Origin of the sequence: Microbacterium proteolyticum, from assembly GCF_014192415.1 — a bacterium.
GTDB classification, from domain to species: domain Bacteria; phylum Actinomycetota; class Actinomycetes; order Actinomycetales; family Microbacteriaceae; genus Microbacterium; species Microbacterium proteolyticum.
The window spans coordinates 731,014-757,192 of record NZ_JACHXY010000002.1 but is presented as its reverse complement, the minus strand read 5'-3'; the positions used below and the strand labels follow the sequence as shown (position 1 = coordinate 757,192).

Annotated in this window: 26 protein-coding genes, 1 pseudogene and 2 riboswitches; of the genes and pseudogenes, 14 read left to right on the top strand and 13 right to left on the bottom strand. The window is 69.7% G+C overall.

What is annotated here, in order from left to right; genetic code table 11:
- Positions 1 to 133 precede the first annotated feature (133 nt).
- Both FHS07_RS11960 and FHS07_RS11955 read left to right on the top strand, forming a co-directional pair.
- On the top strand, positions 134 to 688 hold the full coding sequence (locus tag FHS07_RS11960) for a hypothetical protein (RefSeq protein WP_183420104.1): 555 nt from the start codon (positions 134 to 136) through the stop codon (positions 686 to 688).
- Positions 689 to 1,138: 450 nt separating this feature from the next.
- The gene (locus tag FHS07_RS11955) at positions 1,139 to 1,405 is read left to right on the top strand and encodes a hypothetical protein (protein ID WP_183420103.1); all 267 of its coding nucleotides are present in this window, start codon (positions 1,139 to 1,141) and stop codon (positions 1,403 to 1,405) included.
- Between the two features lie 97 nt (positions 1,406 to 1,502).
- Here the strand turns inward: FHS07_RS11955 and FHS07_RS11950 are convergent, their stop codons facing one another.
- The 3 genes from FHS07_RS11950 to FHS07_RS11940 form a co-directional block, all read right to left on the bottom strand.
- Positions 1,503 to 1,751 (bottom strand): hypothetical protein, encoded by a 249-nt coding sequence (locus FHS07_RS11950; RefSeq protein ID WP_183420102.1) that lies wholly within the window; start codon positions 1,749 to 1,751, stop codon positions 1,503 to 1,505.
- A 90-nt stretch (positions 1,752 to 1,841) separates the two neighbouring features.
- Entirely contained in the window at positions 1,842 to 2,501 is a 660-nt protein-coding gene (locus FHS07_RS11945) for a class F sortase (RefSeq protein ID WP_343054700.1), read from the bottom strand.
- On the bottom strand, positions 2,498 to 3,208 hold the full coding sequence (locus tag FHS07_RS11940; protein ID WP_183420101.1) for a CHRD domain-containing protein: 711 nt from the start codon (positions 3,206 to 3,208) through the stop codon (positions 2,498 to 2,500). The genes FHS07_RS11945 and FHS07_RS11940 overlap by 4 nt, the downstream gene beginning before the upstream one ends.
- 213 nt (positions 3,209 to 3,421) lie before the next feature.
- Here FHS07_RS11940 and FHS07_RS11935 point away from each other — a divergent pair, with 213 nt between their 5' ends.
- Together FHS07_RS11935 and FHS07_RS11930 are read left to right on the top strand one after the other, a co-directional pair.
- Positions 3,422 to 3,955, top strand: a complete 534-nt coding sequence (locus tag FHS07_RS11935) for a sigma-70 family RNA polymerase sigma factor (RefSeq protein WP_246383451.1) — start codon at positions 3,422 to 3,424, stop codon at positions 3,953 to 3,955.
- On the top strand, positions 3,939 to 4,649 hold the full coding sequence (locus tag FHS07_RS11930) for an anti-sigma factor (RefSeq protein ID WP_183420099.1): 711 nt from the start codon (positions 3,939 to 3,941) through the stop codon (positions 4,647 to 4,649). The genes FHS07_RS11935 and FHS07_RS11930 overlap by 17 nt, the downstream gene beginning before the upstream one ends.
- A 20-nt stretch (positions 4,650 to 4,669) precedes the next feature.
- On the opposite strand, the gene FHS07_RS11925 is transcribed toward FHS07_RS11930, so the two are convergent.
- Entirely contained in the window at positions 4,670 to 5,977 is a 1,308-nt protein-coding gene (locus FHS07_RS11925; RefSeq protein ID WP_343054699.1) for a D-alanyl-D-alanine carboxypeptidase family protein, read from the bottom strand.
- Between the two features lie 174 nt (positions 5,978 to 6,151).
- On the opposite strand from FHS07_RS11925, the gene FHS07_RS11920 reads away from it, so the two are divergent.
- Both FHS07_RS11920 and FHS07_RS11915 read left to right on the top strand, forming a co-directional pair.
- Positions 6,152 to 6,322, top strand: coding sequence for a CsbD family protein (locus tag FHS07_RS11920; RefSeq protein ID WP_183420097.1), 171 nt, complete (start codon positions 6,152 to 6,154; stop codon positions 6,320 to 6,322).
- A 115-nt stretch (positions 6,323 to 6,437) separates the two neighbouring features.
- A complete protein-coding gene (locus FHS07_RS11915) occupies positions 6,438 to 7,406 on the top strand; it encodes an aldose 1-epimerase family protein (RefSeq protein ID WP_183420096.1) in 969 nt (322 codons plus the stop codon).
- Positions 7,407 to 7,473: 67 nt separating this feature from the next.
- Here the strand turns inward: FHS07_RS11915 and FHS07_RS11910 are convergent, their stop codons facing one another.
- Positions 7,474 to 7,887 (bottom strand): glucose-6-phosphate dehydrogenase, encoded by a 414-nt coding sequence (locus FHS07_RS11910; RefSeq protein WP_183420095.1) that lies wholly within the window; start codon positions 7,885 to 7,887, stop codon positions 7,474 to 7,476.
- A 170-nt stretch (positions 7,888 to 8,057) separates the two neighbouring features.
- Here FHS07_RS11910 and FHS07_RS11905 point away from each other — a divergent pair, with 170 nt between their 5' ends.
- Both FHS07_RS11905 and FHS07_RS16825 read left to right on the top strand, forming a co-directional pair.
- Positions 8,058 to 9,482, top strand: coding sequence for a flotillin family protein (locus FHS07_RS11905; protein ID WP_183420094.1), 1,425 nt, complete (start codon positions 8,058 to 8,060; stop codon positions 9,480 to 9,482).
- 12 nt (positions 9,483 to 9,494) lie between these two features.
- Positions 9,495 to 10,316 carry a DNA-formamidopyrimidine glycosylase family protein gene (locus FHS07_RS16825; protein WP_183420093.1) on the top strand — a complete coding sequence of 274 codons (822 nt, stop codon included), beginning with the start codon at positions 9,495 to 9,497 and terminating at the stop codon, positions 10,314 to 10,316.
- A 58-nt stretch (positions 10,317 to 10,374) separates the two neighbouring features.
- Here the strand turns inward: FHS07_RS16825 and FHS07_RS11895 are convergent, their stop codons facing one another.
- A complete protein-coding gene (locus tag FHS07_RS11895; RefSeq protein ID WP_183420092.1) occupies positions 10,375 to 10,923 on the bottom strand; it encodes a type 1 glutamine amidotransferase domain-containing protein in 549 nt (182 codons plus the stop codon).
- Between the two features lie 276 nt (positions 10,924 to 11,199).
- On the opposite strand from FHS07_RS11895, the gene FHS07_RS11890 reads away from it, so the two are divergent.
- A complete protein-coding gene (locus tag FHS07_RS11890) occupies positions 11,200 to 11,337 on the top strand; it encodes a hypothetical protein (RefSeq protein WP_183420091.1) in 138 nt (45 codons plus the stop codon).
- Here the strand turns inward: FHS07_RS11890 and FHS07_RS11885 are convergent.
- Positions 11,338 to 12,819: pseudogene (locus tag FHS07_RS11885) on the bottom strand (MDR family MFS transporter).
- A gap of 206 nt (positions 12,820 to 13,025) precedes the next feature.
- On the opposite strand from FHS07_RS11885, the gene FHS07_RS11880 reads away from it, so the two are divergent.
- Positions 13,026 to 14,969, top strand: a complete 1,944-nt coding sequence (locus FHS07_RS11880) for an ABC transporter ATP-binding protein (protein ID WP_246383450.1) — start codon at positions 13,026 to 13,028, stop codon at positions 14,967 to 14,969.
- A gap of 61 nt (positions 14,970 to 15,030) precedes the next feature.
- Here the strand turns inward: FHS07_RS11880 and FHS07_RS11875 are convergent, their stop codons facing one another.
- The 6 genes from FHS07_RS11875 to FHS07_RS11850 are packed head-to-tail and all read right to left on the bottom strand — an operon-like array spanning position 15,031 to position 21,583.
- Positions 15,031 to 15,927: a glycosyltransferase gene (locus FHS07_RS11875; protein WP_183420090.1), complete on the bottom strand. Its 897-nt coding sequence runs from the start codon at positions 15,925 to 15,927 to the stop codon at positions 15,031 to 15,033.
- A complete protein-coding gene (locus FHS07_RS11870; RefSeq protein ID WP_183420089.1) occupies positions 15,924 to 17,054 on the bottom strand; it encodes an aminotransferase class V-fold PLP-dependent enzyme in 1,131 nt (376 codons plus the stop codon). Before FHS07_RS11870 ends, FHS07_RS11875 begins: the two co-directional genes overlap by 4 nt.
- Positions 17,051 to 17,908: a carboxylating nicotinate-nucleotide diphosphorylase gene (gene nadC, locus FHS07_RS11865; RefSeq protein ID WP_183420088.1), complete on the bottom strand. Its 858-nt coding sequence runs from the start codon at positions 17,906 to 17,908 to the stop codon at positions 17,051 to 17,053. Before nadC ends, FHS07_RS11870 begins: the two co-directional genes overlap by 4 nt.
- A complete protein-coding gene (gene nadB, locus FHS07_RS11860; RefSeq protein ID WP_183420087.1) occupies positions 17,902 to 19,518 on the bottom strand; it encodes an L-aspartate oxidase in 1,617 nt (538 codons plus the stop codon). Before nadB ends, nadC begins: the two co-directional genes overlap by 7 nt.
- The gene (gene nadA / locus FHS07_RS11855; RefSeq protein ID WP_183420086.1) at positions 19,515 to 20,846 is read right to left on the bottom strand and encodes a quinolinate synthase NadA; all 1,332 of its coding nucleotides are present in this window, start codon (positions 20,844 to 20,846) and stop codon (positions 19,515 to 19,517) included. The genes nadB and nadA overlap by 4 nt, the downstream gene beginning before the upstream one ends.
- A gap of 11 nt (positions 20,847 to 20,857) precedes the next feature.
- Positions 20,858 to 21,583, bottom strand: a complete 726-nt coding sequence (locus FHS07_RS11850; protein WP_183420085.1) for an NUDIX hydrolase — start codon at positions 21,581 to 21,583, stop codon at positions 20,858 to 20,860.
- A gap of 307 nt (positions 21,584 to 21,890) precedes the next feature.
- On the opposite strand from FHS07_RS11850, the gene FHS07_RS11845 reads away from it, so the two are divergent.
- From FHS07_RS11845 to FHS07_RS11830, 4 genes are all read left to right on the top strand, one after another.
- Entirely contained in the window at positions 21,891 to 23,066 is a 1,176-nt protein-coding gene (locus FHS07_RS11845) for a MarP family serine protease (protein ID WP_183420084.1), read from the top strand.
- A 200-nt stretch (positions 23,067 to 23,266) separates the two neighbouring features.
- Entirely contained in the window at positions 23,267 to 23,605 is a 339-nt protein-coding gene (locus tag FHS07_RS11840) for a hypothetical protein (RefSeq protein WP_183420083.1), read from the top strand.
- Positions 23,602 to 25,329 (top strand): hypothetical protein, encoded by a 1,728-nt coding sequence (locus FHS07_RS11835; RefSeq protein ID WP_183420082.1) that lies wholly within the window; start codon positions 23,602 to 23,604, stop codon positions 25,327 to 25,329. Before FHS07_RS11840 ends, FHS07_RS11835 begins: the two co-directional genes overlap by 4 nt.
- 11 nt (positions 25,330 to 25,340) lie before the next feature.
- Complete coding sequence (locus tag FHS07_RS11830) at positions 25,341 to 25,820, top strand: hypothetical protein (protein WP_183420081.1); 480 nt, start codon at positions 25,341 to 25,343, stop codon at positions 25,818 to 25,820.
- 111 nt (positions 25,821 to 25,931) lie between these two features.
- Positions 25,932 to 26,026, top strand: a riboswitch (glycine riboswitch).
- A riboswitch (glycine riboswitch) is annotated at positions 26,027 to 26,139 on the top strand.
- The last annotated feature ends 40 nt before the right edge of the window (positions 26,140 to 26,179 follow it).

Below are 26,179 nucleotides of genomic sequence, written 5' to 3'. Positions count from 1 at the left end.
TCGTTCGGAGTCGAGGGGCCCGATTGTCTTGAGGTTCGTCAAGCCGCCTCACCCCGACCCATCTGAGCTGACGATGGACGGCGACGCGGTGGAGGTCCGTCGTAGCTGGAGATAGTTGGGAAAGGTCGGCTGAATGCCATCGCAGAGCAAAGTGCGCGCGAGACTCATCCGCGGCGTCGGAGAACAGCACATCGTCCGGGTCGAGCGTCGGCCCACGTTCGCGGACCGCCTCGATGGATTCGTGATTGCTGTCGGCGATGAGTGGGCACTCATGGCACAGACCTCTGATGGCGGGTTTTTCAACGGGTATGTTGCGTTCCGTCTCAGCGATGTGAAGCGGATCAGCTTCGACGAGTCGTTCGAGACTGCTTTTGCGAGGACGCAACCCGAGTGGCCTCCCGTCGTCCCTTTCGAGGTCGACTTGGGTTCGACCAGTGGCGTCCTCCGTGGCATGGGCCGAGACGGTGCCCTCGTGGGAATCCAGAAGGACCACGAACGAAGTGCTATCTGGATCGGTCAGCTGGATCAACTACGGAAGCGGAAGGTCTACCTCCTCGAGGTCAACCCGGATGCGTCCTGGGATTCCGCGGCGCTCGGATACACGTTGAAGGCGATCACGACAGTCGAGACCGGCACGAAATATTTGACCGGTCTGGCTGCGATAGCGGGCACGGGTCCGGGCGCGTGACATCGACGCAGGACGGCGATGTGTTGGAGTTCCCTCGTTGTGAGGCATAACGGGTCGCCGAGGTTTCGCCGTTCACGCGATCCCCGCAGAGCGCGGCAGGTGCACCTCAGCACCGCGTGACCGGTAAGCGTTGGACGTGGCGTCGAAGTGAACGGACTCGATCTCGTCACGGCTGACGCAGACATCTATGGATGGGCCGTGGCCTCGCTGCGAGGAAAACTGACCGAAATGGAACGTGAGGAACTCCGCTCCCTAGGCAACCGTCTAGCGGGCACGATTATGGCTCTGCCCGAAAATGCCCGCGAGTACCCCAACGGATTGGTGACGTTGGCCAGAATGGCGGTGGAGTTCCGTCACAGTTAGCTTTCCGAGCAGCGTCAGAGTGATGTGGTCGGCGCGGATCATTGCCGAGTGCCGCCACTCCGCCCTACCCCGAGGAGACGCCACGCGATGAACAACTGGCCGGAGGGCGCGCTGACGCGCGAAGAAGTCGCAGAACTGCTCGACGATACCGTTCCGTGGAAGGTTGAGTGGTGTTCGGGTTCGAGCACACCCCCAACCGAAGGACGCGGAGTATCGCTGCCCGACGGTGTGCTGGAGGGCGTCCCGACGCGGGCCAAACGTCGCAAATTCGAGCGCGGTAATCAGGAGCATCGAACCTGGTTCTTCGCCTTCGTGACCAGGGATCGCCGGGTGATATTCCGCGAAGGGCCGTGAGTACGTACGACGAACCGATCAGCTGCGGTTGATCGCGGGCTCTCGCGTAAATCCGCCCCTGGATCCGGATGGAGGTGAGCCTGCCGTCGAGGCTCAGTCAGATCGACCGCGTGCGCTCAGAAGACCGGCGACGCCTCCGCTCGACCACCAGACACCGCACTTCCCACGCGGCCGCCAAACCCGTCAGCAGTGTCAGGATGAGCGCGACAGCCCCCTGCAACGGCGTCAGGGCGAAGAGCGGCGCGGCGAAGAACGTCACGACGATCCCACCGGCGAACAGCGCGGTGAAGATGATGAGGAACGTCAGGTGACTGGCGGAGGTTCGACCGCGTTCGTTCTGTGCCACAGCGGCAAGGCTATCGACAGATCGGTGTGGCCGACCGCACGAGCGCGGCGTTGTGGGCGCGGGACAACCTGCCGTCGTGACGGTCCCGGATCAGGCCGGCTCGGCGTAGACCACCCGGTTGTCGACGTACGAACCGGCATCCCGATCGAAGACGCCGCCGCACGTGATCAGCCGCAGCTCGTCACGCGCGGTGGCTCCGAAGACGCGGGCCGTGGGGAAGGCTGACTTGGGATAGTCGGCGGTCTCGGTGACGCGATAGAGGTGCGCGACGCCGTCCTCCCCGTACACCTCGACGACATCTCCCACAGCGAGGTTCTTGAGAGCCTGGAATACTGCCGGGCCGGTGGGCGAGTCGACGTGGGCGGCGATGACGGTGGGTCCGTTTCCGCCGGGGCGCCCGCCGCCGGAGAACCATCCGACCTCGTCGTAGTCGACCGGGACCTCCATGCCCCCGTCGTCGGCGATCCCCAGTTCGATCAGGGGTTCGTCGAGCGCGAGGGTCGGGATGACGACGCGTGCGGGGGCGACAGGTGCGGGCGAGGACGGCGCGACGACGACGGGCGGGGCGACCGTCGCGGACGGGGTCGGGACCGACGTCGGGGCCGAGGGGACGGGCGCGGGGGAGGCCGCCTGCGGCACCGCGCTGCACCCCGCGCAACTCAGCACGGCGACGAGCGCGAGCGCGCACGCGGTGCGCGCCGGCCACCCCAGCGGGGTCTGCCGGTGCGCACCGCGCCGCGCGTCGATCACTTGGCCGCGGCCGCGCGTCGGCGCTGGACGACGAGGGCGGTGGCGGCGACGAGGCCGAGCCCGCCGGCCGTGGCGGCGAGTCCCCAGCCGGAGAGCTCACCCGTAGCGGTTCCACCGGCGCCGGTGTCGACCCCGCCGACGGGGATGGACGTCAGCTGGCCGCGGACCACTCCGGCGGCGAAGTCGACGGTGTGGGAGTCGCCGGTGAAGCCGGCGGGGTTCGCTTCGATCTGCTTGAGCGAGAAGTTCGTCCCGGTGTCGGCGCCGTTCGCGACGACGCCGGTGGTGAAGGGTCCCTGCAGGCACCCCGACGAGGTGCGCGGCCCGTCGCCGACCGGCGCGGGGTTGGGGAAGGCGATGCGCGGCGGGCCGGGCTTGCCGACGGCCGCCTCGTGGATGTGCGTCGCCGTCTTCGCCGGGCTCTGGTAGTCGCCGCTGACCCCCTCGAGACGGATGTCGTAGCAGATGATCTCCTGGTCGGAGTTGATGCGGAACGTGAACGTGCCGGTCGCGCCGCTCTGGCCCGGTGTCGCGACCCCGTCGTTGTTGATCACCTGGTCGGGCGTCGCCATCACGGTGAATGCGCTCGTGAACTGCGACGGTTCGTCGACCTCGGTGTCGGCGAACGCGGGCGATCCCACGGCCAGCAGAGCGACACCGGCCAGGGCGCCGATCGTCAGCGGGCGGGCGTACGTCTTCTTCGTCATCGTCGTGCCTTTCGATCGGGACGCGGAGCGTCCGGTTGCGGGCGTATACGACAGGAAGCGACGGAGCGTTCATCGCGGCGGCGAATTGCTCCGCGATGAACGCCGAGCCGGTCGGCGACGTATACCTCGCATGGCCGCCGTCGGGGCGACCGTTAGCCTCGGGGGAGGACGGCGCGCATGACGGAGTCCGCCGAACAGAGCAGGGAGAGACGCATGGACGCGTCTCGACGACGCATCACGGGGGTGGGATTCGACCTCCGCCGCGCCTTCGACGACAACGGAAGCGCGCTGCTGGGGTATGCCGTGAACGCGCTCCGCGACCGGCCGCTCGCCGAAGACTGCGTGCAGGAGACGTTCTTGCGGGCCTGGCGAGCGCGAGAGCGATTCGATCCCCGGGAGGCCTCCGAGCGCACCTGGCTGTTCTCGATCGCCCGGAACGTGATCGTGGATGCCCTTCGCGCCCGCGCCCGGCTGCCTCTGATCGGCGACCACGCGGAGCTCGAGAGTCGCGCGGCGGAGGCCATCGATCCTCTCGAACGTCTGCGGATGCTGGAGGCGCTGTCGGTGCTCACCGAGGCGCACCGCACGGCCGTCGTCGCGATCCACCTCCACGGTCGCACCTACCAGGAACTGTCGGATGCCACGGGCGTCCCCGTTGCGACCTGGCGCACCCGAACCTTTCACGCACTCCGCGCCCTCCGGGCGCACCTCGAAGAGATGGAGGAGCCCGATGCGCACTCCCGATGACCGCTGGGCCGAACTGGTCGCCGCCGCGCTGGCGGGCGAATTGACCCCCGCCGAGTCGGCGGAATTCGAGGGGCTCCGTCGTTCCGACCGTGCGCGCGCCGAGGAATTCGAGGCGCTCGAAGAGGTCGCCGGGCGCCTCCGCCAGGGCGATCTCGGATGGACCACCGCGCGCGACGCGGGGGACCTGTTCGCGCGGATCGAGGCCTCGGTCGACCCCGGCGATCCGACGGCGGTCGGAGCAGCGCCGGTGGTCGCCCTCGAGCGGCGTCGCCGCCGGTGGGTCGCGCCGCTCGTGGGCGCGGCATGCCTCGCCGCGGGGCTGGTGATCGGTGCGAACGGTGCCGGCGCGTTCCGTGCACCCGTGCCGTCGGGTCCCCCGGGGACCCTGGGTGCCGTCGAGCAGATCGAGGTGCGCGACGACGTCGGCGGCATCGATGTCTCGGCGGAGGTCGTCGCCCACACGTGGGGCACGGAAGCGTACCTGGAGGCATCGGGACTCGACGTGGGTGCGACGTACGAGCTCGTCTTCGTCGGCGAGGACGGCACCGAGTTCCCCGCCGGGGAGGTGCTCGGTTCAGCCGTCCCCATCGTCTGCCGGATGAACGCGGCGGTCCTGCGCGGCGACGCCGCACGAATGGAACTGCGCGACACGGGCGACGCGGTCGTGGCTCACGCGGAGTTGCCGGCGGTGTGACCCGCGGGTCGCGAGGCCCGTCAGCCGAGCTCGTTCGGGTGGGTGAGACGCCACCACAGTGTCGGTTCTTCGATCGCGCCTTTGATCTTGACCTCGGATGCCGTCGTCTGCGGACCGGCCGTCCAGGTCACCGTGCCCACGACCTCGCCGTCGGCGTACTCCTGCGGCGTGGAGGTGTCGAGGTTCACCGCGATGGGTGTGTCCGACCAGGTGCGCAGCGCCGCGTTCTTCGCCAGCACGAGCGAGGCGCCCGAGCCCCAGGGCGTGGAGATCGTGCCGATGTCGTCACCGGCGGCACCCAGGGTGATGTCGTGGAACCCGTCCCGCAGGCTCTGCAGCAGGCGCGCCACGTCCTCGTCGGTGCTGTCGTGGGTCGCACCGCTCAGGCGCACACCCGTGATGTCGAGGGGGGCGCCGATGCCGACGTCGAGGGTGGAGGTGAAGAGCAGGTTGAAGGTGCCGTCGCCCAGATTGCCGGTCTTCATCCCCGTGATCCCGAGGGTTCCGAGCAGGTCGTTGGTGTTGGTGACGGTCCCGGGACCCCGGACGGTGATCCAGGGTGTTTGGACGATCGCGGCGACGACGGGGTTCGCCGCGGCGATGCGCCCGAGGGCCACGAGGTCGCTGGGCGTGCTCGTGTTGCGCTCGTCGATGCCGGTGGCATCCACGATCCGCGTGTCGTTCAAGCCGTTCGCGCTCAGCCACGACCGTGCCGCCTGCACGTACGCCCCTTCGGAGCCGAAAGCCCAGCGGGCATTGGCGACGGCGTAGTTCGCGGCCGACGGAACCAACATGGTGGCGAGCGAGTCGTGCAGCGACATCGTGAGCCCGTCGGGCATCGAGGCGATGACCGCATCCTGCACGTAGAACTGGTCGTAGAGGTCGGTGTCGGCTTCGGTGAACGCGATCGTCGGACCGGGATCGCCCGGCCCGTCGAGCGGGTGGGCGTCGAGCACGACGAGGGCCGTGACGAGCTTCGCGATGCTCGCGATGGGTCGTGCGTCGTCGCCGCCCGATGAGGCGAACGCTCCCGCGGCATCCGGTCCCAGGTAGTCCTCGCCGCCCTCGACGCTCATCAGCATCTCGCCGTCGGCGGGCAGGGCGAGGGATGCCGCCGGCCCCGCGGACGCGATCGGTGTCTGCGACGTGACGGTCGGTGCGGGAAGAGCGGCCGCAGACGCCCACCAGACGTATCCGCCCGCGCCGCCGAGCACCAGGAAGGTGAAGACGAGGAAGACGATGAGGGCGATGCGGCCGGCACGCCCGTTGCCCTGTGGCTCGCGCGGCGCCTCGTCGAGAAGGCTGTGGAAATCGGCCAGGGTGCTCACGTCGCGGCCTCGGAGGTGAGCAGGAAGCGGGAAGGACAGGCTCGCACCTCTCGAACCTAACCCGACGCGTTGCCTCACGCCGAGGCGAATATCAAGCCCCCCGGCGCTCCGGGGGAAGCGATCTACCGTGAATGCCATCGGGAAATACCCGAGGACCACACGGGAGGATCCGCCATGGGACTCGACGACAAGATCAAGAACGCCGCTGAAGACATCGCCGGCAAGGCGAAGGAAGCCTTCGGCAAGGGCACCGACAACGAGCGCCTCGAGGCTGAGGGCCAGGCCGACCAGAGCTCGGCTCACGTCAAGAAGGCCGGCGAGAACGTCAAGGACGCCTTCAAATAAGCGCCCTCCCCGAATGCCCCGACCGTTTCGGTCGGGGCATTCGTCGTTCCCGGGGCTCTCCGACGCGACCGCGGGGATGCCGTGGCTCCCACGGTGCGACCGCGATAATGGCGACATGACCACTGCCGTTCCCACCGAGACCCCTACGCTCGTCTCGGGCACCCCCGTCGTCCTCCGCGCTCACGGCTATGAAGCCGCCGTCGCGAGTGTCGGCGCCTCGCTCCGCTCCTTGACCCACGAGGGTCGTGACCTCGTCGTACCGTTCGACGCAGACGAACTGCGTCCCGCCTACCGTGGAACCACGCTGGCGCCGTGGCCCAACCGCGTGGTCGACGGCATCCACCACTTCGACGGCGTCGAGCACCAGCTTCCCCTCACCGAGCCCAACCGCGGTCACGCTCTGCACGGGTTGCTGTCGTGGGCGGACTGGAACGTCGCCGACGCCTCCGACAGCTCCGTCACGCTGAGCGCGACGATCGCCGCCCAGGCGGGGTACCCGTGGTGGCTGGTGGTGTCCACGACGTACCGACTGGATGTCGACGGCCTCACGCAGACGGTCCGTGCGACGAACCTGTCGGACACGCCCGCGCCGTGGGGAACCGGACCCCACCCGTACCTCGTCGCCGGCCCCGCGACCCTGGACGAATGGAGCCTCACCCTCCCGGCCGACACCGTGCTCGAGGTGACGCCGGACCGCCTGTCGCCCGTGGCCCTGGCATCCGTCACCGTCGACGCCGACCGGTTCGACTTCCGCGATCATCGCGTCCTCGGGGCGGTCGAGATCGACCATGCCTACACGGGTCTGATCCGGGATGCCGACGGCCGGGCTCAGGTGGTCGTCACCGATCCGTCGGGCACCGGCGTGGCGATGAGCTGGGCCGGTGAGTGCCCCTGGGTGCAGATCCACACGGCCGACCTTCCCACCGGTCCTGAGACGCCCGGACACCGGGCCGGGCTCGCGGTGGAGCCGATGACCTGCGCGCCCGACGCGTTCAACGACGACGCCTACGACTTCGACACCGGCGTCGTCTCGCTCGACCCGGGCGAGTCGCACGAGGCGGGGTGGACCATCTCGGCCCGCTGACGCTCAGACGACGAAAGAACCGCCCCGGTGCATCACCGGGGCGGTTCTCTCGTGTTGTGCGAGTGTGTCAGACGACCTGTGCACCGCACATGCCGCAGTCGCCTCCGACGGAGACCTCGACGAAGCAGTCGGGGCACATGGTGCGCGTCGGACGATCGGTGATCAGGGTCGGCTTCGGGCTCGTGCTGCGACGCTCGGCGCGCGGGGCTGCGGCTGCCCGCGCGCGGGCGGTGGCCACGGGGGCGACCGGCGGCGGGGGAGCGGCGGCGGGCTTGTGCGCATCGCAGTAGAAGCGGACGAACCCGTCGTGATGCTTGGGGTGGCGGTGCTTGACCGCCCACAGCTCGGTGCGCTCGTAGAGCGGACCATCGGTGCCGCAGGCGACGCAGCGAGTGGCTTCGCCCGGCACGACATCGGCGACCAGGACGGGGGCGTCGAAGCGGATGGCATCGCGCCAGTCCTGTGACGAGACGATCTTCATGTGGGGGACCCTTCTTCGGCGGTTCGGGCCGCCTTACTCAAAGGTACGCTCCTCCCCACCCCGGCGCGACGCGATCGTGCGTGTAAAGGGTGGACACGGCCGCACGGGCCCCCGTTAGGTTGGAAGGAATTCCCCGCGCCGCCTTCGGCGGTGCCCGTCGAAGGAGAAGCATGGAACTCGCCGCATTGGGAGCCGTCGGAATCGTCGTCGCCATCGTCGTGGTGATCGCGGTCGTCGTCATCGCCGTGCTCGCCCTGGTCGTGCGCGGCTGGTACCGCGTCGCGAAGGCCGACGAAGCCCTGGTCATCGTCGGTAAGCGGCAGAAGAGCTCTGACGGGAACTCCTCGCGCATCACGGTCATCACGGGCGGCGGAGCGATCGTCAACCCGCTGACGCAGCGCGGCGAGATGATCTCGCTGCGGGCTCGCCAGATCAAGATGGAGCCGACCGCGCAGTCATCCACGGGCGTCACCGTGAACGTCAGCGGTGTCGCACTCGTCAAGATCGGCTCCGACCCCGAGTCGGTGCGTCGCGCGGCCGAGCGTTTCGCCTCGCAGGACAAAGCGATCGAGCAGTTCACCACCGAACAGCTCGAGGGTGCGCTGCGCGGCGTGGTCGCGACCCTGACCGTCGAAGAACTCATGCGCGACCGCCAGCGCCTGTCCGATCAGATCGCCGAGGGCATCAAGCAAGACCTCTCCTCGCAGGGCCTGATCCTCGACTCGTTCCAGATCCAGGGCATCACCGACCTGAACGGCTACATCTCCGCGCTCGGCGCGACCGAGGTCGAGCGCGTCAAGCGCGAGGCCGAGGTCGCCCGCATCAACGCCGTGCGCGAGATCCGCGCCCGCCAGATCGCCACCGACGAGGCCAACCTCATCGAGCAGACGGCGCTCGACAAGAACAGTGCCGCGGCCAAGGCGGAGGTCGGTCGCGCCAACGCCGAGGCCGAGCAGGCCGAGGCGTTGACACGAGCCGAACGCCGGCAGGCCGTCCTCCAGCAGGAGGCGCAGAACACGCAGGCCCGCCTGGAGTCCGAGGTCTCCCGCGTCGCAGACGCCGACCTGTACCAGCGTCAGAAAGACGCTGACGCCGAGTCGTACTCGCAGATCAAGGCGGCCCAGGCGCGCGCCGCGATCGCCGAACAGGAAGCGGCCGCCGTGCGCGTGCGCGCCGAGGCTGATGCGCAGGCCGTGCGCCTGGCCGGCGAGGCTCGCGCGGAAGCCATCCGCGCGGAGGCGGAGGCGCTGTCGCACAACCAGGAGGCGCTGCTGGCGCAGCGCGCGCTCGAAGCACTGGTACCGATGATGGCCGAATTCGCGAAGGGCTACGACCGGGTCGGCAACATCACCGTCCTCGGCGGCGAGGGAGCCAGCGGACACCTGGCGGCAGAGTCGGCCACGGGCCTGCGCTCCTCGTTCGAGGCCGTGCGTGCGGCGACCGGCATCGATTTGACCCAGATCATTCAGGGCCGCGTGGTGGCGGACGCCTTCGCAGAATCGACGCGCCGCCCCTCTGCATCCACGGAGGACTCGACGTACCCCGCACCCACCGTGCCGCCGGCAGAGCCCGCCGCACCTCAGTCGGGGGCCTGAGGGCCGCGCGCCGTGCCCGAGGCCCCGGAGGTCGAGGCGCTCGCGTCGTTCCTGCGCGAGCGCCTCCTTCGACGCACCGTGACGGGTGTCGAACTGATCGAGGGCCGGGCGTTGAAGACACGTGGTCGTCCACTCGAAGAGCTGATCGGACGCGAGGTCACCGGCGTGACCCGCCTCGGCAAGCACATCGACGTCGATCTCGACGGCACGCACCTGGGCCTCGGCTTCGGGCGGGCGGGGTGGGCGACGTGGCACGAGGGGGCGGCCGCTGAAGGTCCGGACGACGCGCCGGTCGCCGCGATCATCGTCCGACTCATATTCGATGACGCCGTCCTGGGCGTCACCGACGCAGGAGATTGGCTGTCGGTGCAGCTCCACGTCGTGGATGCCGCGGACGAGGTCCCTTCGGTGGCGAAGCTCGGTCCGGATGCCGCGGATCCCGCGTATTCGCGAGCGATGCTGGCCGAGGCGCTCGGGCATCGGCGCAAGCAGCTGAAGGCGCTGCTGCAGGAACAGGAAACGCTCGCCGGGATCGGCAACGCCTACTCCGACGAGATCCTCTTCGCCGCACGACTGTCGCCGGTGGCGCACGCGGCGGCCCTGACGGACGACGAGATCACGCGGCTGTGGAGCGCGTTGCACGACACGATGACCGCCGCGGTGATCGCCCGTCGCGGGGTGCCGATCCCCGAACAGAAGTCAGCGAAGGTCGCGGCGATGCGGGTGCACGGTCGTACCGGTGAGCCGTGCCCGGACTGCGAGGGCGTCATCGAGGACATCCCCGGAACCAAGGGCGGCGGGCAGTGGTGTCCGTCGTGTCAGAGCGCCGGGTGACCCCGTCGCACGAAAGGGGCCCCGGACCGCAGTCCGGAGCCCCTCGGGTGTCGCGGTGTCAGGCCGTCTGGCCGGAGTGCTTGCCCTCGGCGACCTCTTCGACGAGCTTGGCGTTGAACGCCGGCAGGTCGTCGGGGTTGCGGCTCGACACGAGCCCCTGGTCGACGTGGACCTCCTCGTCGACCCACGTCGCACCGGCGTTACGCAGGTCTGTCTGCAGCGTCGGGTAGCTCGTGAGTGTGCGGCCCTCGAGTACATCGGCCTCGGTCAGGATCCACCCTCCGTGGCAGATGACCGCGACCGGCTTGTGCTGATCGAAGAAGTCGCGGGTGAACGACACGGCATCCTTGACGATACGGATGTCGTCGGCGTTCTGCACGCCTCCGGGCAGGACCAAGGCGTCGAAGTCGCCGGCCGACGCACCCGACACTGCGAGATCGACCTTCTGCTCATGGCCCTTCTCGCCGCTGATGCTGCCCTCGTTGGGCGAGACCAGTACGGCTTCGGCGCCGGCGGAGGTCACGGCCTCCCACGGGCTGGTGAGCTCGCTGTCTTCGAATCCGTCGGTGGCCAGGAAGGCGATGCGCTTACCGCTGAGATTAGTCATGGTTCGACTCTCTTTCTCGATCGGGGGTCGTTGCCACGGTAGGAATCGGCGGCGCACCCGAGGCGGGGGTTGCGGATGCCGGGGGAGGAGGGTATTCCTCTCGCTCCGGCGGCGTCCGCGACGTAAGACCGCCGACACGGCCCCGCCCTGTGGCCCGGCGGCGCCGGGACGCGGCACGGCCGACGCGGCGCCGTTTCGTTCGGATCGCCGGCGACCCCGGATGCGGCGACGGCGCCCGCGGCCCTGGTGCGCACCCACGGGCGTAGCATGGGGCGCATGTCCGGTGACACGATGTCTGACGCGAAGCCCGCTGAGAAGCCGCTGATCACGCTGCTGAACGCTCCTGCCGACGAGGCGGATGACGCTGCGCGGCCCGCCTCGCAGTGCTGCGGCGGCGGTTCCTGCTCGCTCTGATCAGTGCGCGAGCGGCGCGGCTCCCTCGAGCTGGTCGGCGGGCTTGCGGACGAGGAACGCGCCGACGATGAGCGGCAGCGAGATGATCGCCGCGATCAGGAACGCCATGCGCGTGCCGGCGGCATCCGCCTCGAGGCCCGTGCCCGTCGAGGCCGACACCGACGCCATGATGGTGACGAGCAATGCGATGCCCGCCGCTCCCGCGACCTGCTGCACGGTTCCGACGACGGCCGAACCGTACGAGTAGAACCGCGGTTCGAGCGAGCCGAGGGATGCCGTGAACAGCGGCGTGAACGACAGGGCGAGACCGAGCATCATGATCGTCTGCACGACGATGAGCAGGGGGAACGACGTATCGGTGCCGAGGGTCGTGTAGAACCACAGGGTCGCGCTGACGATGATCGCGCCGGGGACCAGCAGGATCTGCGTGCCGAACCGGTCGTAGATGCGGCCGATGACGGGGCCGGCGAGACCCATGGCGAGCGAACCGGGCAGCACGGCGAGTCCGGTCTCGAGCGGCGTCTTCTCGAGCACGGTCTGCAGGTACAGCGGCAGCAGGGTGATCGCGCCGAAGAAGGCCAGTGACATCACACCCAGCTGGGCAACCGACAGGGTGAAGTTGCGGGAGCGGAAGACACGCAGATCGAGCAGCGCGGAGTCTGTGCGCTGCAGGCGCACCTGTCGCCAGACGAACGCGGCGAGGCCGAATACGCCGATGGCCAGCGACACGACCAGGGTGACCACCGATGCTCCGGCGGCTTCGGCGTCACCGCCGTGTCCACCGCCGATCTGGCTGAGACCGAACACGAGGCCACCGAAACCGAATGCCGAGAGGATGACGCTGGTCACGTCGATGGGGGCGTTGCGGGTCTCACCGAGGTTGTGGATCCACCGGGCGCCGACGAACAGCGCCACCAGCGCGATGGGCAGAACGATGCCGAAGATCCAGTGCCACCCCAGCGACTGCAGGACGAGTCCCGACATGGTGGGGCCGATGGCGGGCGCGAGCGCCATGACGATGCTGACGCGCCCCATCATGCGTCCGCGCTATGCGGGCGGCACGATCGTCATGATCGTCGTCATGAGCAGCGGCATCATGATCGCCGTACCGGACGCCTGGATGACGCGGGCCACGACGAGCACTTCGAACCCGGGGGCGAGGAAGGCGACCAGGGTGCCCGCGGAGAACAGCGACATCGCGGTGACGAACACCTGGCGCGTGGTGAAGCGCTGGAGAAGGAATCCGGTGATCGGGATGACGACCGCCATCGTCAGCATGAACGCGGTGGTCAGCCACTGGGCAGCGACGGCGGTGATGCCGAGGTCGCGGATGAGGAACGGGATCGCGACGTTCATCGTCGTCTCGTTCAAGATCGCGACGAAGGCAGCGGTGAGCAGCAGCCAGATGACGCGGCTCTGCTCGGCGGTGACGCCCGAGGACGTCTGGGGCGGAGCGGAGGAGACGGTGCCGGTGGCGGCCATGACGAGGTCCTTTTCGTACGGGGGGCTTCGTGGCGCCACGGGGGTGACTGCGATGAGCGAAAACGGAGCGGAACGTCGAGATATTCCGACGTCGAGAGAAAAACCCGGGGGAGGGATGCCGCAGAGGGCGATGCCCGAGTCTATCGGGCGCCTCCGACACCCGTCAGGCCGAGCCGGTGTCGGTGGTCGGACGTAGGCTGGCCCGCATGAACCCGGGTGGTGTGGGCGGAAGCATGTTCCGCGGCGTCGACGCCGACGTGCAGCGCCGACGCAACGCCCAGGCGCCGCGTGTCGCCGACCTGGGTGGCCGCGTCGTCGAGCTGTTCCGTCCCTACCGCTGGAGGATCGCCTTCACCGCTCTCCTCGTCGTGGTGGGCGCCGCCGTCGCCGTCATCCCGCCGTTGCTCGTCCAGCGGATCTTCGACGACGCGCTGTTCCCTGTCGACGGATCGAGCCCCGACCTGGGGTTGCTGGCACAGCTCGTCAGCGTGATGATCGTGCTCTTCCTGCTCTCGGCGGGCCTGAACGTCGGGCAGACGTGGCTCACGGCCACGGTGGGCAATCGCGTCACGGGCGATCTGCGCACGCGTCTGTTCGATCATCTCCAGTCGATGGAGCTCGGCTTCTTCACGCGCACGAAGACCGGTGTCATCCAGTCGCGTCTGCAGAACGACGTCGGCGGTGTCTCGGGCGTTCTCACCAACACCGTCACCAGCATCCTGGGCAACGCCGTGACCGTGATCGCGTCGCTGGTCGCGATGATCCTCATCGACTGGCGGTTGACGTTGATCGCCGTCGCGCTCATGCCGTTCCTCATCTTCGTGCAGCGGCGGGTCGGTCAAGTGCGGGCGCGCATCGCGGGCGAGACGCAGGAGTCCCTGTCGGAGCTGTCGGCGATCACGCAGGAGACGCTGAGCGTCTCGGGGATCCTGCTGTCGAAGTCGTTCAACCGCCAGCGGACGGAATCAGCGCGCTTCGATGCCGAGAACGACAACCAGGTGCATCTGCAGGTGCGCCGGGCGATGAGCGGTCAGGGTTTCTTCGCCGTCGTCCAGGTGATCATGTCGAGCGTGCCGGCGATCATCTACCTCGTCTCCGGTTACCTCATCGGCGGGGGTGCCGGGGCGATCACGGCGGGAACGATCGTCGCCTTCACCACGGTGCAGGCGCGACTGCTCATGCCGCTCATGGGACTCATGCGCGTCGCGCTCGACGTGCAGACCTCGTCGGCGCTGTTCGCCCGCATCTTCGAATACCTCGACCTGAAGCCGGCGATCGTCGACGTGCCCGAGGCGCTACTCGTGTCGGCGGCACCCGGACCGCTCGGACGCATCGAGTTCCGCGATGTCGAGTTCCGCTATCCCGACGCTCCGGCGCACACGCGCCCCACGCTCGACGGGGTGTCGTTCACCGTCGAGCCCGGGCAACACGTCGCGTTCGTCGGACCGTCGGGCGCGGGCAAGACGACCATCCTCTATCTGACGCCGCGCATGTACGAAGCGTCCGGCGGCGCCGTGATGTTCTCGGGCGCCGACGTGCGCACCCTCGACCGCGCCTCGATCGTCGACGAGATCGGCATCGTCTCGCAAGAGACCTACCTCTTCCACGCCACCGTGCGCGAGAACCTGCGCTACGCGCGTCCAGATGCCACCGACGATGAGATCGTGGCCGCCTGCCGCGCCGCGAACATCCACCACGTGATCGCATCGTTCGAGGACGGCTACGACACCGTGGTCGGGGAACGCGGGTACCGCCTGTCGGGCGGCGAGAAGCAACGCATCGCCATTGCGCGTGTGCTGCTGAAGGACCCGCCGGTGCTCCTCCTCGACGAGGCCACGAGCGCCCTCGACACCGTGTCGGAACGCATCGTGCAGGAAGCTCTCGAGACCGCGTCGCACGGGCGCACCACCCTGTCGATCGCACACCGGCTGTCGACGGTGATCGGCGCCGACCGCATCCACGTCGTCGACGCCGGACGCATCGTCGAGTCGGGGACGCACAGCGAGCTGCTCGCCGCCGGCGGCCTCTACGCGAGCCTCGCCGCCGAGCAGCTCGCGTCCTCGTTCGTCCTTGCAGAAGAGCAGCACGACGCGGCCGGCCTCGCGCGCGCCGCGCTGCCCACCCGCCGGGCCGACGAGGCTCCGGCCTAGAGCCCGTCCGGCACGAGCACGACGCGGAGCCGGGCACAGTCGCCCCGGCCGGCGCGCCTGCTCAGTCGGGCAGCGTCTCCACGAACGCCTCCAGCGCCACCCGGTACGCAGGGTCGGCATGCGTCTCGGCGATGCGCAGCAACGGCGGAAGGTCGAGCGTGCGGATGAGCACCGCGCGTTCCCGCACCGCTGCGTCGGCCCCGGCCGCCCGCAACAGGGCGATGCCCTCGCCGAGCGCGTCGAGGTAATCGCGTAGCACGTCGAGTTCACCGAGGCGCTGGGTGATCGAGCCGCCGTCGCGGCGCTGCCGCCACTCGACGACCACATCCGGCACCACGTCGAACGTCGCAGCGAGCGTGTACATGCGCTGCGCGAGCACCTGATCCTCGTAGTACCGCCCCTCGGGGAAGCGCAGGTCGTGCGCGCGCCAGAAGGCGGTACGGCTCACCTTCGACCACGCGACGATGTTCCCGGATGCCGCGGGGTGCGCCGCGAGGCTCGTCCGCTCCCGCGGCGGGTCGGTGGCTGCGGCGACCCACGGCTGCACGTCGCCGGGGGTGTAGCCGTGACCTTCGGCATCGGGTCGCAGACGGACGTACGCGCCGACGACGAAGTCGCTGCCCGTGTGTTCGAGGGTGTCGGTGAGACGCGTCAGCGCATCGGGCCGCATCCGGTCGTCGGCGTCGAGGAAGGCCGTGTAAGGGGTGTCGACGTGGGCGAGTCCGGTGTTGCGTGCGGCGCCGAGGCCGCGCTGCCGGTCGTGGCGGATGAAACGGAACCGCGGGTCGGCGGCCGCGGCGTCGGCGAAGATGCGGGTCGTGTCGTCGGTGGACGCGTCGTCGACCAGCACGGCGGTCCACCGCGCGTGCGTCTGCGCGCGCAAGGAGTCCAGCACCTCCTCGGCGTACTCGGCGACGTCGAAGCCGGGAACGATGACGGTGACCGCGGGGGAGTTCACCCGCGCGATCCTATGGCCGAAACAGCGTCGGCGACGGCATCGGCGACGGGATCGAGGGATGCCGCGAGCGCGTGCGGCAGGGTGAAACGCACCGCGGTGCGCGCATCGTCGTGTGCGAAGCCGAGCGCCGTCAGCACGTGCGAAGCCTCGTCACTGCCCGCGGCGCACGCGGACCCGCTCGAGGAGACGATCCCGCGACGTTCGAGCTCGAGCAGCACCGTCTCGCCGTTGGTGCCCGGGAAGACGAAGCTCGCCGTTCCCGGCAACCGCCGCGTCGGGTGACCGGTCAGCCGGGCGCCGGGAACGAGAGCGAGCACCCGGGCGATGAAGGCGTCGCGGAGGGCAGACAGTCGCGCCGCCTCGTCGAGACGCTCCGCCTCGGCGAGTTGGAGCGCGCGGGCGATCGCCACCGCGCCGGCGACGTCGGGGGTACCCGAACGGCGCCCGCGCTCCTGCCCGCCGCCGTGCAGCAGCGGCTCGAACGGCAGCCGGCCCCGGACGGCCAGGATGCCGGTGCCCTTGGGGGCCGCGATCTTGTGGCCGGCCACGGTCACGGCATCCGCTCCGAGCCCGGCGAGGGGCAGCCATCCGGCGGCCTGGACGGCGTCGAGGTGCAGCGGCACGCCGCGGGCGTGGGCGACGTCCGCGAGGGCTGCGGCATCCTGGATCGTGCCGACCTCGTTGTTGGCGTAACCGATGCTGACCAGCGCCGTATCGTCGCGGAGCGCTGCGGCCAGGGCCTCGGGCGTGAGGGTCCCCGTCGCGTCGACCGCCGCATGGGTCACCTCGACGCCGTGCAGGCGCGCGAGGTAATCGGCGGAGGCGAGAACCGACTCGTGCTCGATCGCCGTCGTGACGAGGTGCCGGCGCCCGGACCCCAAGACGAGCCCCTTGATGGCGGCGTTGTTCGACTCGGTACCGCCGGAGGTGAACATCACGTCGCCGGCGCGCATCCCGAGGACGGCGGCGACGCGGCGTCGGGCATCGTCGAGGGCCGATGCCGCGGCCTCGCCCACCTCGTGATGGCTCGACGGGTTGCCGAAGAACCGCGCGAGGTAGGGAGCCATGGCCTCGAGCACCTCGGGGCGCACGGGGGTGGTCGCGGCGTTGTCGAGGTAGAGCGTCACGCCGTCTCGATGCGGATGTCCAGGCCCAGGTCCAGTGACGGAGCCGAGTGGGTGAGGGCTCCGACCGAGATGACGTCGACCCCGGTCTCGGCGATCGCGCGTACGGTCTCCAGCGTCACCCCGCCCGAGGCTTCGATCTGGGCGGCTCCCGCGATACGGGCGACCCCCACCCGTAGGTCGTCGAGCGAGAAGTTGTCGAGCATGATCGTGCCGACGCCCGCGGCGAGCACGGCGTCGATCTGGTCGAGTCGATCCACCTCGACCTCGACGTGCGTGGTGTGCGGGAGCCTCGCGATCGCGCTCTCGAGAGCCTGCGTCACTGACAGCCCGCTCGCGGTGAGCACGGCGAGGTGGTTGTCCTTCGCCATCACGGCGTCGGACAGCGAGAAGCGATGGTTGTGACCGCCGCCGTCGCGCACCGCCTGACGTTCGATCGCGCGCAGGCCCGGAGTGGTCTTGCGGGTGTCGACGATGCGGGCGCCGGTGTGCGCGACCTCGGCCACGTACCGGTTGGTCAGCGTCGCGATCCCCGACATGCGCTGAACGAAGTTCAGACCGATCCGCTCGGCGGTGAGCACCGCTCGCGCGGGCCCGGTGACCACCGCGAGCGTGTCACCGGTCGCGAAGTGCTCTCCGTCGGCGACCCGCTGCTCGATCACGACGGATGAGTCCGTGAGCGTGAATGCCGCCGCGAAGACGGCGGCGCCGCTGAAGACCCCGTCGACGCGCGCGACGAGCGCCGCGCGCGCGGTCGCATCGGCCGGGATGAGCGTGTCGCTGGTGAGGTCGCCCCAGGGCGCGTCTTCCTCGAGGGCGGCCGAGACGACGCGATCGATGGCGGCACGGGTCAACATGCGAGGACCTCCTGGGGCAGGGGAGCGGATGCCGCGTCGTCGGGCGCGGCGGAGGAACGGGCGGGGTGGGGCGTTGCGACGACCGCGGCGTCGACTGCCTCGCTCGTCGTAGCGCCGCCCGGCGCGGGGAGGACCGGGACCCCGGCATCCGGCGCATCCGACCGGTAGTGCGCCCCGATCGATCCGGTACGCGCCCGGGCGGCGGCGACGACGTGGACGGCGACGAGGAGCAGGTTGGCGTCTTCGACGGAGCGGGGAGAGGGGTCGGCGTTCCACGCGGCGAGGATCCCGGCCGCGCGTTCCAGACCGGCGGCGTCGCGGACGAGACCGGCTTCGGTCCACATCACCTGCTGCAAGGCGACCCGAGAGAAGGGGACGGCATCCGGCGTCGGAGGCCGGAGCGGCAGCGTCCCGGCGGGCTCGCGCTCCGCCGGTGGAGGGACGGGCCACGCGCGGTCACGCGCCACGGCATCGCCTGCTCGCGCACCGAACACGGCTCCCTCGAGAAGCGAATTGGATGCCAGGCGGTTCGCGCCGTGCACGCCCGTGCGGGCCGTCTCGCCCACCGCGTACAGCCCCGGCACGGTGGTGCGTCCATCGAGGTCGGTCACGACGCCGCCCATGAGGTAGTGCGCCGCGGGGGTGACCGGAATCGGGTGCACAGCCCAATCGAGACCGCGCTCGCGCCCGGCGGCATCGATGGTGGGAAAGCGCCGCGCGAGACGGCTCGCGCCCAGCGCCGTGGCATCCAGACGCACCGGACGCCCGTTCTGGGCGGCCATCGCTCGGGCGTTCGCGCGGGCGACGACATCGCGCGGAGCGAGCTCGCCGTCGGGGTGGGCGTCGAAGCAGAACCGTCGTCCGGCATCGTCGATGAGGGTCGCGCCCTCCCCGCGCACGGCCTCGGACACGAGGAAGGGGGCGCCCACGGCGAGGGCGGTGGGATGGAACTGCACGAACTCGAGGTCGGCGACCGCGGCTCCCGCTCGCAGAGCCGCGGCGATGCCGTCGCCGGTCGCCCCCTGCGGGTTCGTGGTGTGCGCGTAGAGCTGGCCTGCACCACCCGTCGCGAGAATCACCGCGTCGGCGTCGATGCGCTCGCCGCCGCCGAGCTCGATGCCGACGACGCGCCCGCCCCGCAGCACGAGGTCGCGCAACAGCGCGTGCTCGCGCACACGCAGCCCGGCGGAACGCACGGCGGCGCCGAGCGCCGCCTGGATCTCCGCCCCGGTCGCGTCGCCGCCGGCGTGCAGCACCCGCGGTATCGCGTGCGCAGCCTCGAGCCCCCGGGCGAAGTCGCCGTCGGGTGCGCGGTCGAAGTCGACGCCGCGTGCGACGAGTTCGGCGATGATCGCGGGCCCCTCACCGACGAGGACGTTCACCGCGGCCGGGTCATTGAGTCCCGCGCCGGCGGTTCGCGTGTCGGCCGCGTGCGAGGCGACACTGTCAGCGGGGTGGGTGACGGCGGCCACGCCGCCCTGCGCCCAGCGCGTGTTGGTGTCGGACAGTGCGCCCTTCGTCACGATGGTGACGTGGCATCCGTTCTCCGCCGCGTGCAACGCCGCCGTGAGACCGGCGATGCCGCTGCCCACCACGACGACGGTGGTCATTTCACCGCACCGCTGGGCTTGGCCGCGAGCATGCGCTCGAGGGCGACGGTAGCCGGGGCGGCGACGTCGGCCGGGACCGTGATGCGGTTGACGATCTCGCCCGCGACGAGCGACTCCAGTACCCACGCGAGGTAGCCGGGGTGGATGCGGTACATCGTCGAGCACGGGCAGACCACGGGGTCGAGGCAGAAGATCTCGTGCTGCGGGTACTGGGCGGCCAGGCGCTGCACGAGGTTGATCTCGGTGCCGATCGCGAAGGTCGTGGGCTCCGTGGCGGCGGCGATCGCCTTGCGGATGAGGTCGGTGGACCCTGCTTCGTCAGCGGCATCCACCACGTCCATCGGGCACTCGGGGTGCACGATCACGCGGACGCCGGGGTGCTCGGCACGCGCCTTGTCGATCTGATCGACGGTGAAGCGGCGGTGCACCGAGCAGAAGCCGTGCCAGAGGATGACGCGGCTGTCCTGCACCTGCTCGGCGGTCGAGCCGCCGAGGGCCTTGCGGGGGTTCCACATCGGCATCTGCTCGAGCGGCACTCCCATCGCCTTGGCGGTGTTGCGGCCGAGGTGCTGGTCGGGGAAGAACAGCACGCGACGCCCGCGCGCGAACGCCCACTCCAGCACCGTGCGGGCGTTCGAGGAGGTGCAGACGATACCGCCGTGTCGTCCCACGAAGCCCTTGATGGCGGCGGAGGAGTTCATGTAGGTCACCGGGATGACGGGAACGAGGCCGTCGGCATCCGGGGTCTCGAGGTCGCCGAGCACGTCTTCGAGCTGCTCCCAGCACTCCTCGACCTGGTCGATGTCGGCCATGTCGGCCATCGAGCATCCGGCGGCGAGATTCGGCAGGACGACGGCCTGCTCGGGCGTCGACAGCAGGTCGGCGGTCTCGGCCATGAAATGCACGCCGCAGAACACGATCGCCTCGGCCTCGGGGTGCTCGAGGGCCGCGTTGGCGAGCTGGAACGAGTCGCCGACGTAATCGGCGTGCCGCACGACCTCTTCGCGCTGGTAGAAGTGCCCGAGCACGACGACGCGGTCGCCGAGCGTGGCTTTCGCGGCGCGGACGCGTGCGTCGAGCTCGTCGTCGGAAGCGTCGCGGTAGCGCTGCGGCAGTTCACCCTGGCGCGGCGCGCCGGTGGGGATGACGTCGCCCATCGAGGAGCCGGGGCCGTACCCGGGGCGCGTGTCGAAGTCCCACGGGCCGACGGCGAGGTCGGTGGTGCACGTGGCGTCGATGGACGCGCCGGAGACGATCGCCTGGATCGCGTGGTCGACGCTCGGGTCGATCGCGGGTCGGGGCTGCAGGGAGACGGGAGTGGCGGCCATGGGCGTTCCGATCAGTGACGGGTAGGGAGCGGGCCGCGGTCGGCGAGCTCCACATCGCGGTTGTAGCGGTACAGACGGGCGGGGCGGTGGCTTCCGGTGCGGAAGCGCTCGGTGGGGATGAGGGTGTCGGACGTGTCGACCTGACGGCGGAAGTTCGCCGGGTCGAGACGCTTGCCGAGGATCGTCTCGTTGACCTCGCGGAGGTCGGCCAGCGTGAACTCGTCGGGGAGGAGACCGTGGGCGATCCGGCTGTAGCCGACCTTGTTGCGAAGGCGCCACAGGGTGTATTCGACGATGTCGTCGTGGTCGAAGGCCAGGGGCGGCAGATCAGTGGCGTCGAACCACTCGACATTCTCAGGGGCATCGCCTCCCCGCGCGTGAGCGGCGACCTGCGCGTCGACCTCGTCGGAGCGCAGCAGCGCCCAGTAGACGATCGACACGACGCGCGTGGGGGAGCGGTCGACCGCCCCGAACGCGTAGAGCTGCTCGAGGTAGCTCGGCGTGAGTCCCGTGGTCTCGGCCAAGGTGCGCGATGCCGCGACGTCGAGCCCTTCGGTCGCGTCGAGCCAGCCGCCGGGCAGTGCCCACCTGCCGTCGAAAGGGTCACGGGTGCGGCGGACGAGGGGGAGCGAGAGTACGGGTTCGTCGTGCTCGTCCCGGCGCACGCTGAAGATCACGGTCGACACCGCAACGCGCACGTCGGCGTCGCGAGTCTCGGGGGCAGGGGTTCTTGTCATGGTGACCATATCTCCGTGTCGATCTTAGTGTCATTGCGACCCGAAGGGCGAATCGGAGCAGGCGGGGTGCGGCGGGGACGGGTGCGCGCGACGGCCGGGTGCCGGGGGCCCGAGGCGAGGTAGGCGGGTTTGGGGCGTGATCTGCGCATCGGGGCGCGATCCGCCCGCCCCGATGCGCCAAACGTGCCCCACACCCGAGCGTCAGCCCGACTCGGAGCCCGAGCCCGCGACCACACCACCCCCGGCCGCGTCGAAAGGGTTCTCTCAGACGCGCGGCTTAACGTGAGAGTCGGATTGGGGAGGTCGGATGCCGGTCATCGACATCGTTCTGATCGCCCTTCTGGTGATCGCGCTCATCACGGGCCTGTCGAGGGGATTCCTCGCGACCATCGGCTTCTTCGCCGGTCTCGCCGTCGGTGCGGTCGCTGCCTATTGGGCGACGCCGTTCGTGGGGCAGTGGGTCACATCTCCATCCTGGCGCGGGCCGGCGATGATCCTGACCGGCATCCTGCTCCTGCTCATCGGGTCGGGTCTCGGCACCGCCGTGGGCGGTTTCGTCCGTCGTGGTGCCGATCGCATCAAGCTGCGGGTGCCTGAACGCCTCCTCGGCGGGGTGGTCAACGTCGCCGCCGCGGCGCTCGCCATCTCGTTCGCCGCCGGGTCGTTGACCCCCGTGGGGTTGCCGGTCGTGTCGGCGGCCCTCGGTTCCTCGACCGTGGTGCGCACGATCGACCACCTGACTCCGGCGCCGGTACGCGGCGCTCTCGCGGAGCTTCGCGGAACGGTCTTCGCGGAGGGCATTCCGCGCCTCGGCCAGCTCATCCAGATCGGCCCCGTGCCGAGCGCCCCCGCCGTCGCCCTCGACGATCCGGCTCTGACGCAGGCGGCGCAGTCGGTCGCCCGCATATCGGGAACCGCTTACGCGTGCGGTGTGACATCCAGCGGGTCCGGGTTCGTCGTTGCCGCTGACCGGGTCGTGACCAATGCCCATGTGGTCGCCGGTGTCGACACCCCGGTCGTGGAACTGCCCGGTCGCCCCGCCCGCGAGGGACGCGTCGTGTACTTCGACCCCATCGACGACATAGCCGTGGTGGCTGTCGACGGTCTGGATGCCGCGGCCCTCCCGGTCGTCTCGACACTCGACGTCGGATCCTCGGCCGTCGTGCAGGGATACCCCGGCGGCGGGCCGTTCACATCGGGGAGCGCCCAGGTGCTGTCGGAGGGCACGGTCCCCGTCCCCGACATCTACGACGGTTCCTCGTCGCCGCGCGACATCTTCGCCCTCGCCGCGGTCGTCCGCCCCGGCAACTCCGGCGGACCGCTCCTCACCACGGGTGGCGAAGTCGGCGGGATCGTCTTCGCGCGTTCCGACACCGACGACAACGTCGGGTACGCCATGACGCCGGTCGAGCTCGAGCCGGTCATGGCGCAGATCGACGCGCTGGCGGCGCCGGTGGCATCCGGGAGCTGCACGCGGGGCTGAGCTCGACCGTCGGGCGCCCCTGTCATCCGCGGCGCGGGGCGGTGACTCGGCCGCCCGCAGCTGAGACGGTCGGCGGGTGCGCCGGCGATGTCGGTACGCCCGACGGTTTCAGACGCGAGGGAACAGGCGCCGGGGGTTCACCCCGCGCGGCCTGTGGACAATTTTCGAGGCTGCCGAGCGCATTTCCTTAGGGTCTCCGCATGGCTGACCGATATGCGATCGATGTGAACGGCTTCCTCGACCTGGCGTCGCGGACCGCGCGGCGTCTCGACTCCCTCGCCGAGGCCGTTTTCCGCGTGCTGTTCGTCGTGGACGAGGTGCGGGATGCCGTGGCCCTCACGCCCGATCTCGCTCGCGCCTTCGCCAGAGCGGTCGACCCTTGGGTGGAGCGCGCGACAGCGCTGGCGGAGCACGGGGGAGCGGTTCTGTCGGCTGCCGAGCGCGCGGTCATCGAATACTGCCGCGCGGACGCCGCGATGGCCGTCGACACCGGTCGCGCCGCCGGTTCGCGCGGGCACGGACGCTGGAGGGTCTCTTGAGCGAGCAGCGTTTCGATGTGCCGTCACTGCTCGAGCGTTCTGACGAGCTGGAGCACGCCGCGCACCGCCTGCGCGATCGCACGGCCGCGGTCGCACCGGCGGCCGACGAGATCATCGCGGGGTGGCGCGACCTGGGCACGACCTACGACGCTCCCGAGGCTGCGGAGCTGACGGAGAGGATGTGCATTCTCGCGACGGGCGAACGGCAGACGAGTGAGGCATTTGCGCGAGTGGGTGCGGTGCTGGGTGAACTCGCGGATGCGCTCGCGCATCTGGAGAGAAGGCGTTCAGCCCTGGTCGAGGAGGAAGTCCCGACCTCTCTCGGGGCAGAGGGGTCGGCGTTCGGTCAGGCGGACGTCGAATCGGCCACCGTGCGCCTGCAGTCTGACGTCGCCTCTGTTATCGACGATGCGTGCCGCGACCTCTCCGGGATCGCCGAGCCGCCCCCGCTGCCGCTCGCGGCGACCGGGGCGGTGTCGCCGCGGATCGGGCCGCGGATCACGTGGCAGATGCGCACCGAAGCGGTCGCCGTCGAGACGATGCTCACGCCGCTGGTCGAGACCGCCCGAGGCGGAGCCGGGCGGATGAGGCAGATCCTCGCCGATCACCCCGACTGGGTGGAAAGGCTTCGACGGCGTCCACCCGCACCGGGTGCGGTGAAGGCATGGTGGGATGCGCTGCCGCCGGAGCGGCGGACGGCGCTGATCGACGGGGCGCCCGAGGTGATGGGGGCCCTCGGAGGCGTGCCGCCGCTTGCCCGTGTCGCAGCGAACCGCATCGTGGCAGGCGACAGGCTGCCCACGGTGGAGCGGGAGATCGCGCGTCTGGAGTCGGTGCTCGATGAAGGTGCGATGGCGACTCTGCGGGCAGAGCGCCGGAGCGCTCTCGACCGCCTGCTCGCGGAGCGCGACTACCTGGGTCACGTCGTGGCCGGGGAGGTGCAGCTCGTGCTTTATCAGCCTGAGGAGAATCGGATCGCGGAGATGATCGGGACCCCGGGGCCGGGCACGCGGCGTGTGCTGACCTTCGTGCCAGGCACGTTCACGTCGGTGGACAGCTTCTACGGGGGTGGGGCCCAGTTGATGCCTGCGTGGCTGGCGGATCAGGATGCCGGAATGGTGGCGTTCGTGTGGAAGGGTGCTGATTTCCCGGGAGATGACGAGGGTCCCGTTCTGGCCGAGCAGCTGATCGGCATCGTGGAAGCGAACGCGCAATCTCGGTCAGTTCCGGCAGGACAAGCGTTGGCCCGGTTCTCGGCGGAGATGCGCTGCGATCCACAGATTTCGAGAGCGGGTCAGATCGGGGCTGGATACAGCTGGGGCCTCGTCGCGGTGACGAGTTCGGAGCTCGCTGGCACCCATTTCGACGCCGTTCATTCCCTCGCCGGCGCGTGGGTGCCGCAGGGTTGGACCGCTGACGCGACCACGACGTATTTCCACTGGAGTTACACCGACTTTCTGTCAATGGCGCAAGACGTGGGATGGGTGGGGAACGGGCGGAACCCCGATGTCACTCCCGGATTCGAGACTCACATCTACGATCGGCCTGGGGATTTCACCGTGCCTTTAGGCGGAGAGCTCGCGCCATTTCTCGATCCGCACGGGCCGTCTGTGCGCATGTCTCTCAGCCCTCTTGAGAACCACCAGCTCATTGTCTCGGACCGACCGGAGAACTTCCGTCCGCGCGAAGACTTCAGAAACAGCGTGATGGAGGTACGGGATTGAAGATCGTTCGAGTGTTTTTGGTCCTCGTCGGGGCCGTGTTTACTCTTGCCAGCTGCGTGCCGATTATCGAGAACGTCGACTCCGACCTTTCGCTACCCGACGCGAAGGAGTACACGCAGACGATCGAGCGAGAGATTGCCGAGGCCCTGCCCGCGCAGGAGCTTCTGATGATGAAGCAGAAGGAAACAGGGACTTTCCTCTCGTGCTCGCGAGACGGGGGCTATCAGTGGGCGGGGGGCTTGACCGCTCAGTTGCAACAGGGGCTCGAGGTCGAAAACGTACTAGATCCAGTCGAGCAACGCGTCAGGCACCTCGACGATCTGACGGTGAGCCGACGCGAAGACGATGAGGACTCGATCATCGACGTCATCGGTCCTCATCACTCCGCCTGGGTCGTTCGATACGACCGCGTGGACGGAGACGTCTACGTCACCTCCTTCTCACCATGCATTCGTCTTCCGGAGGATGTGTGGCCCGGCGACAAGTATTAGAGCTCGAGGCTGCGGCTCGTCCTGAGGGCCATGACAATGTCGGGATTCAGGCCGGGGCTGTACCCCGCACCCCGCTCCGGTAGGCTGACCGCACAAGTCCACACCGGCCCCATGATCGATGCGGGAGAGCTCCGGCGCACACAGCCGGGCACCGAAGGAGCAAGCCTCCCCGCCAATCTCTCAGGTACGCGTACCGCGTCGATCGGGCCACTCTGGAAAGTGATCCGGGTGCACCGCGCCGGATCCGCCGACGGTGAAAGCCCGCGTTCGTGAACGACGCCGCGGGCGAAACTCTCAGGCCCATGACAGAGGGGGAGTTCTCCAGGCGCTGACCGGCGTCTGTCCGTCATCGCGAACGG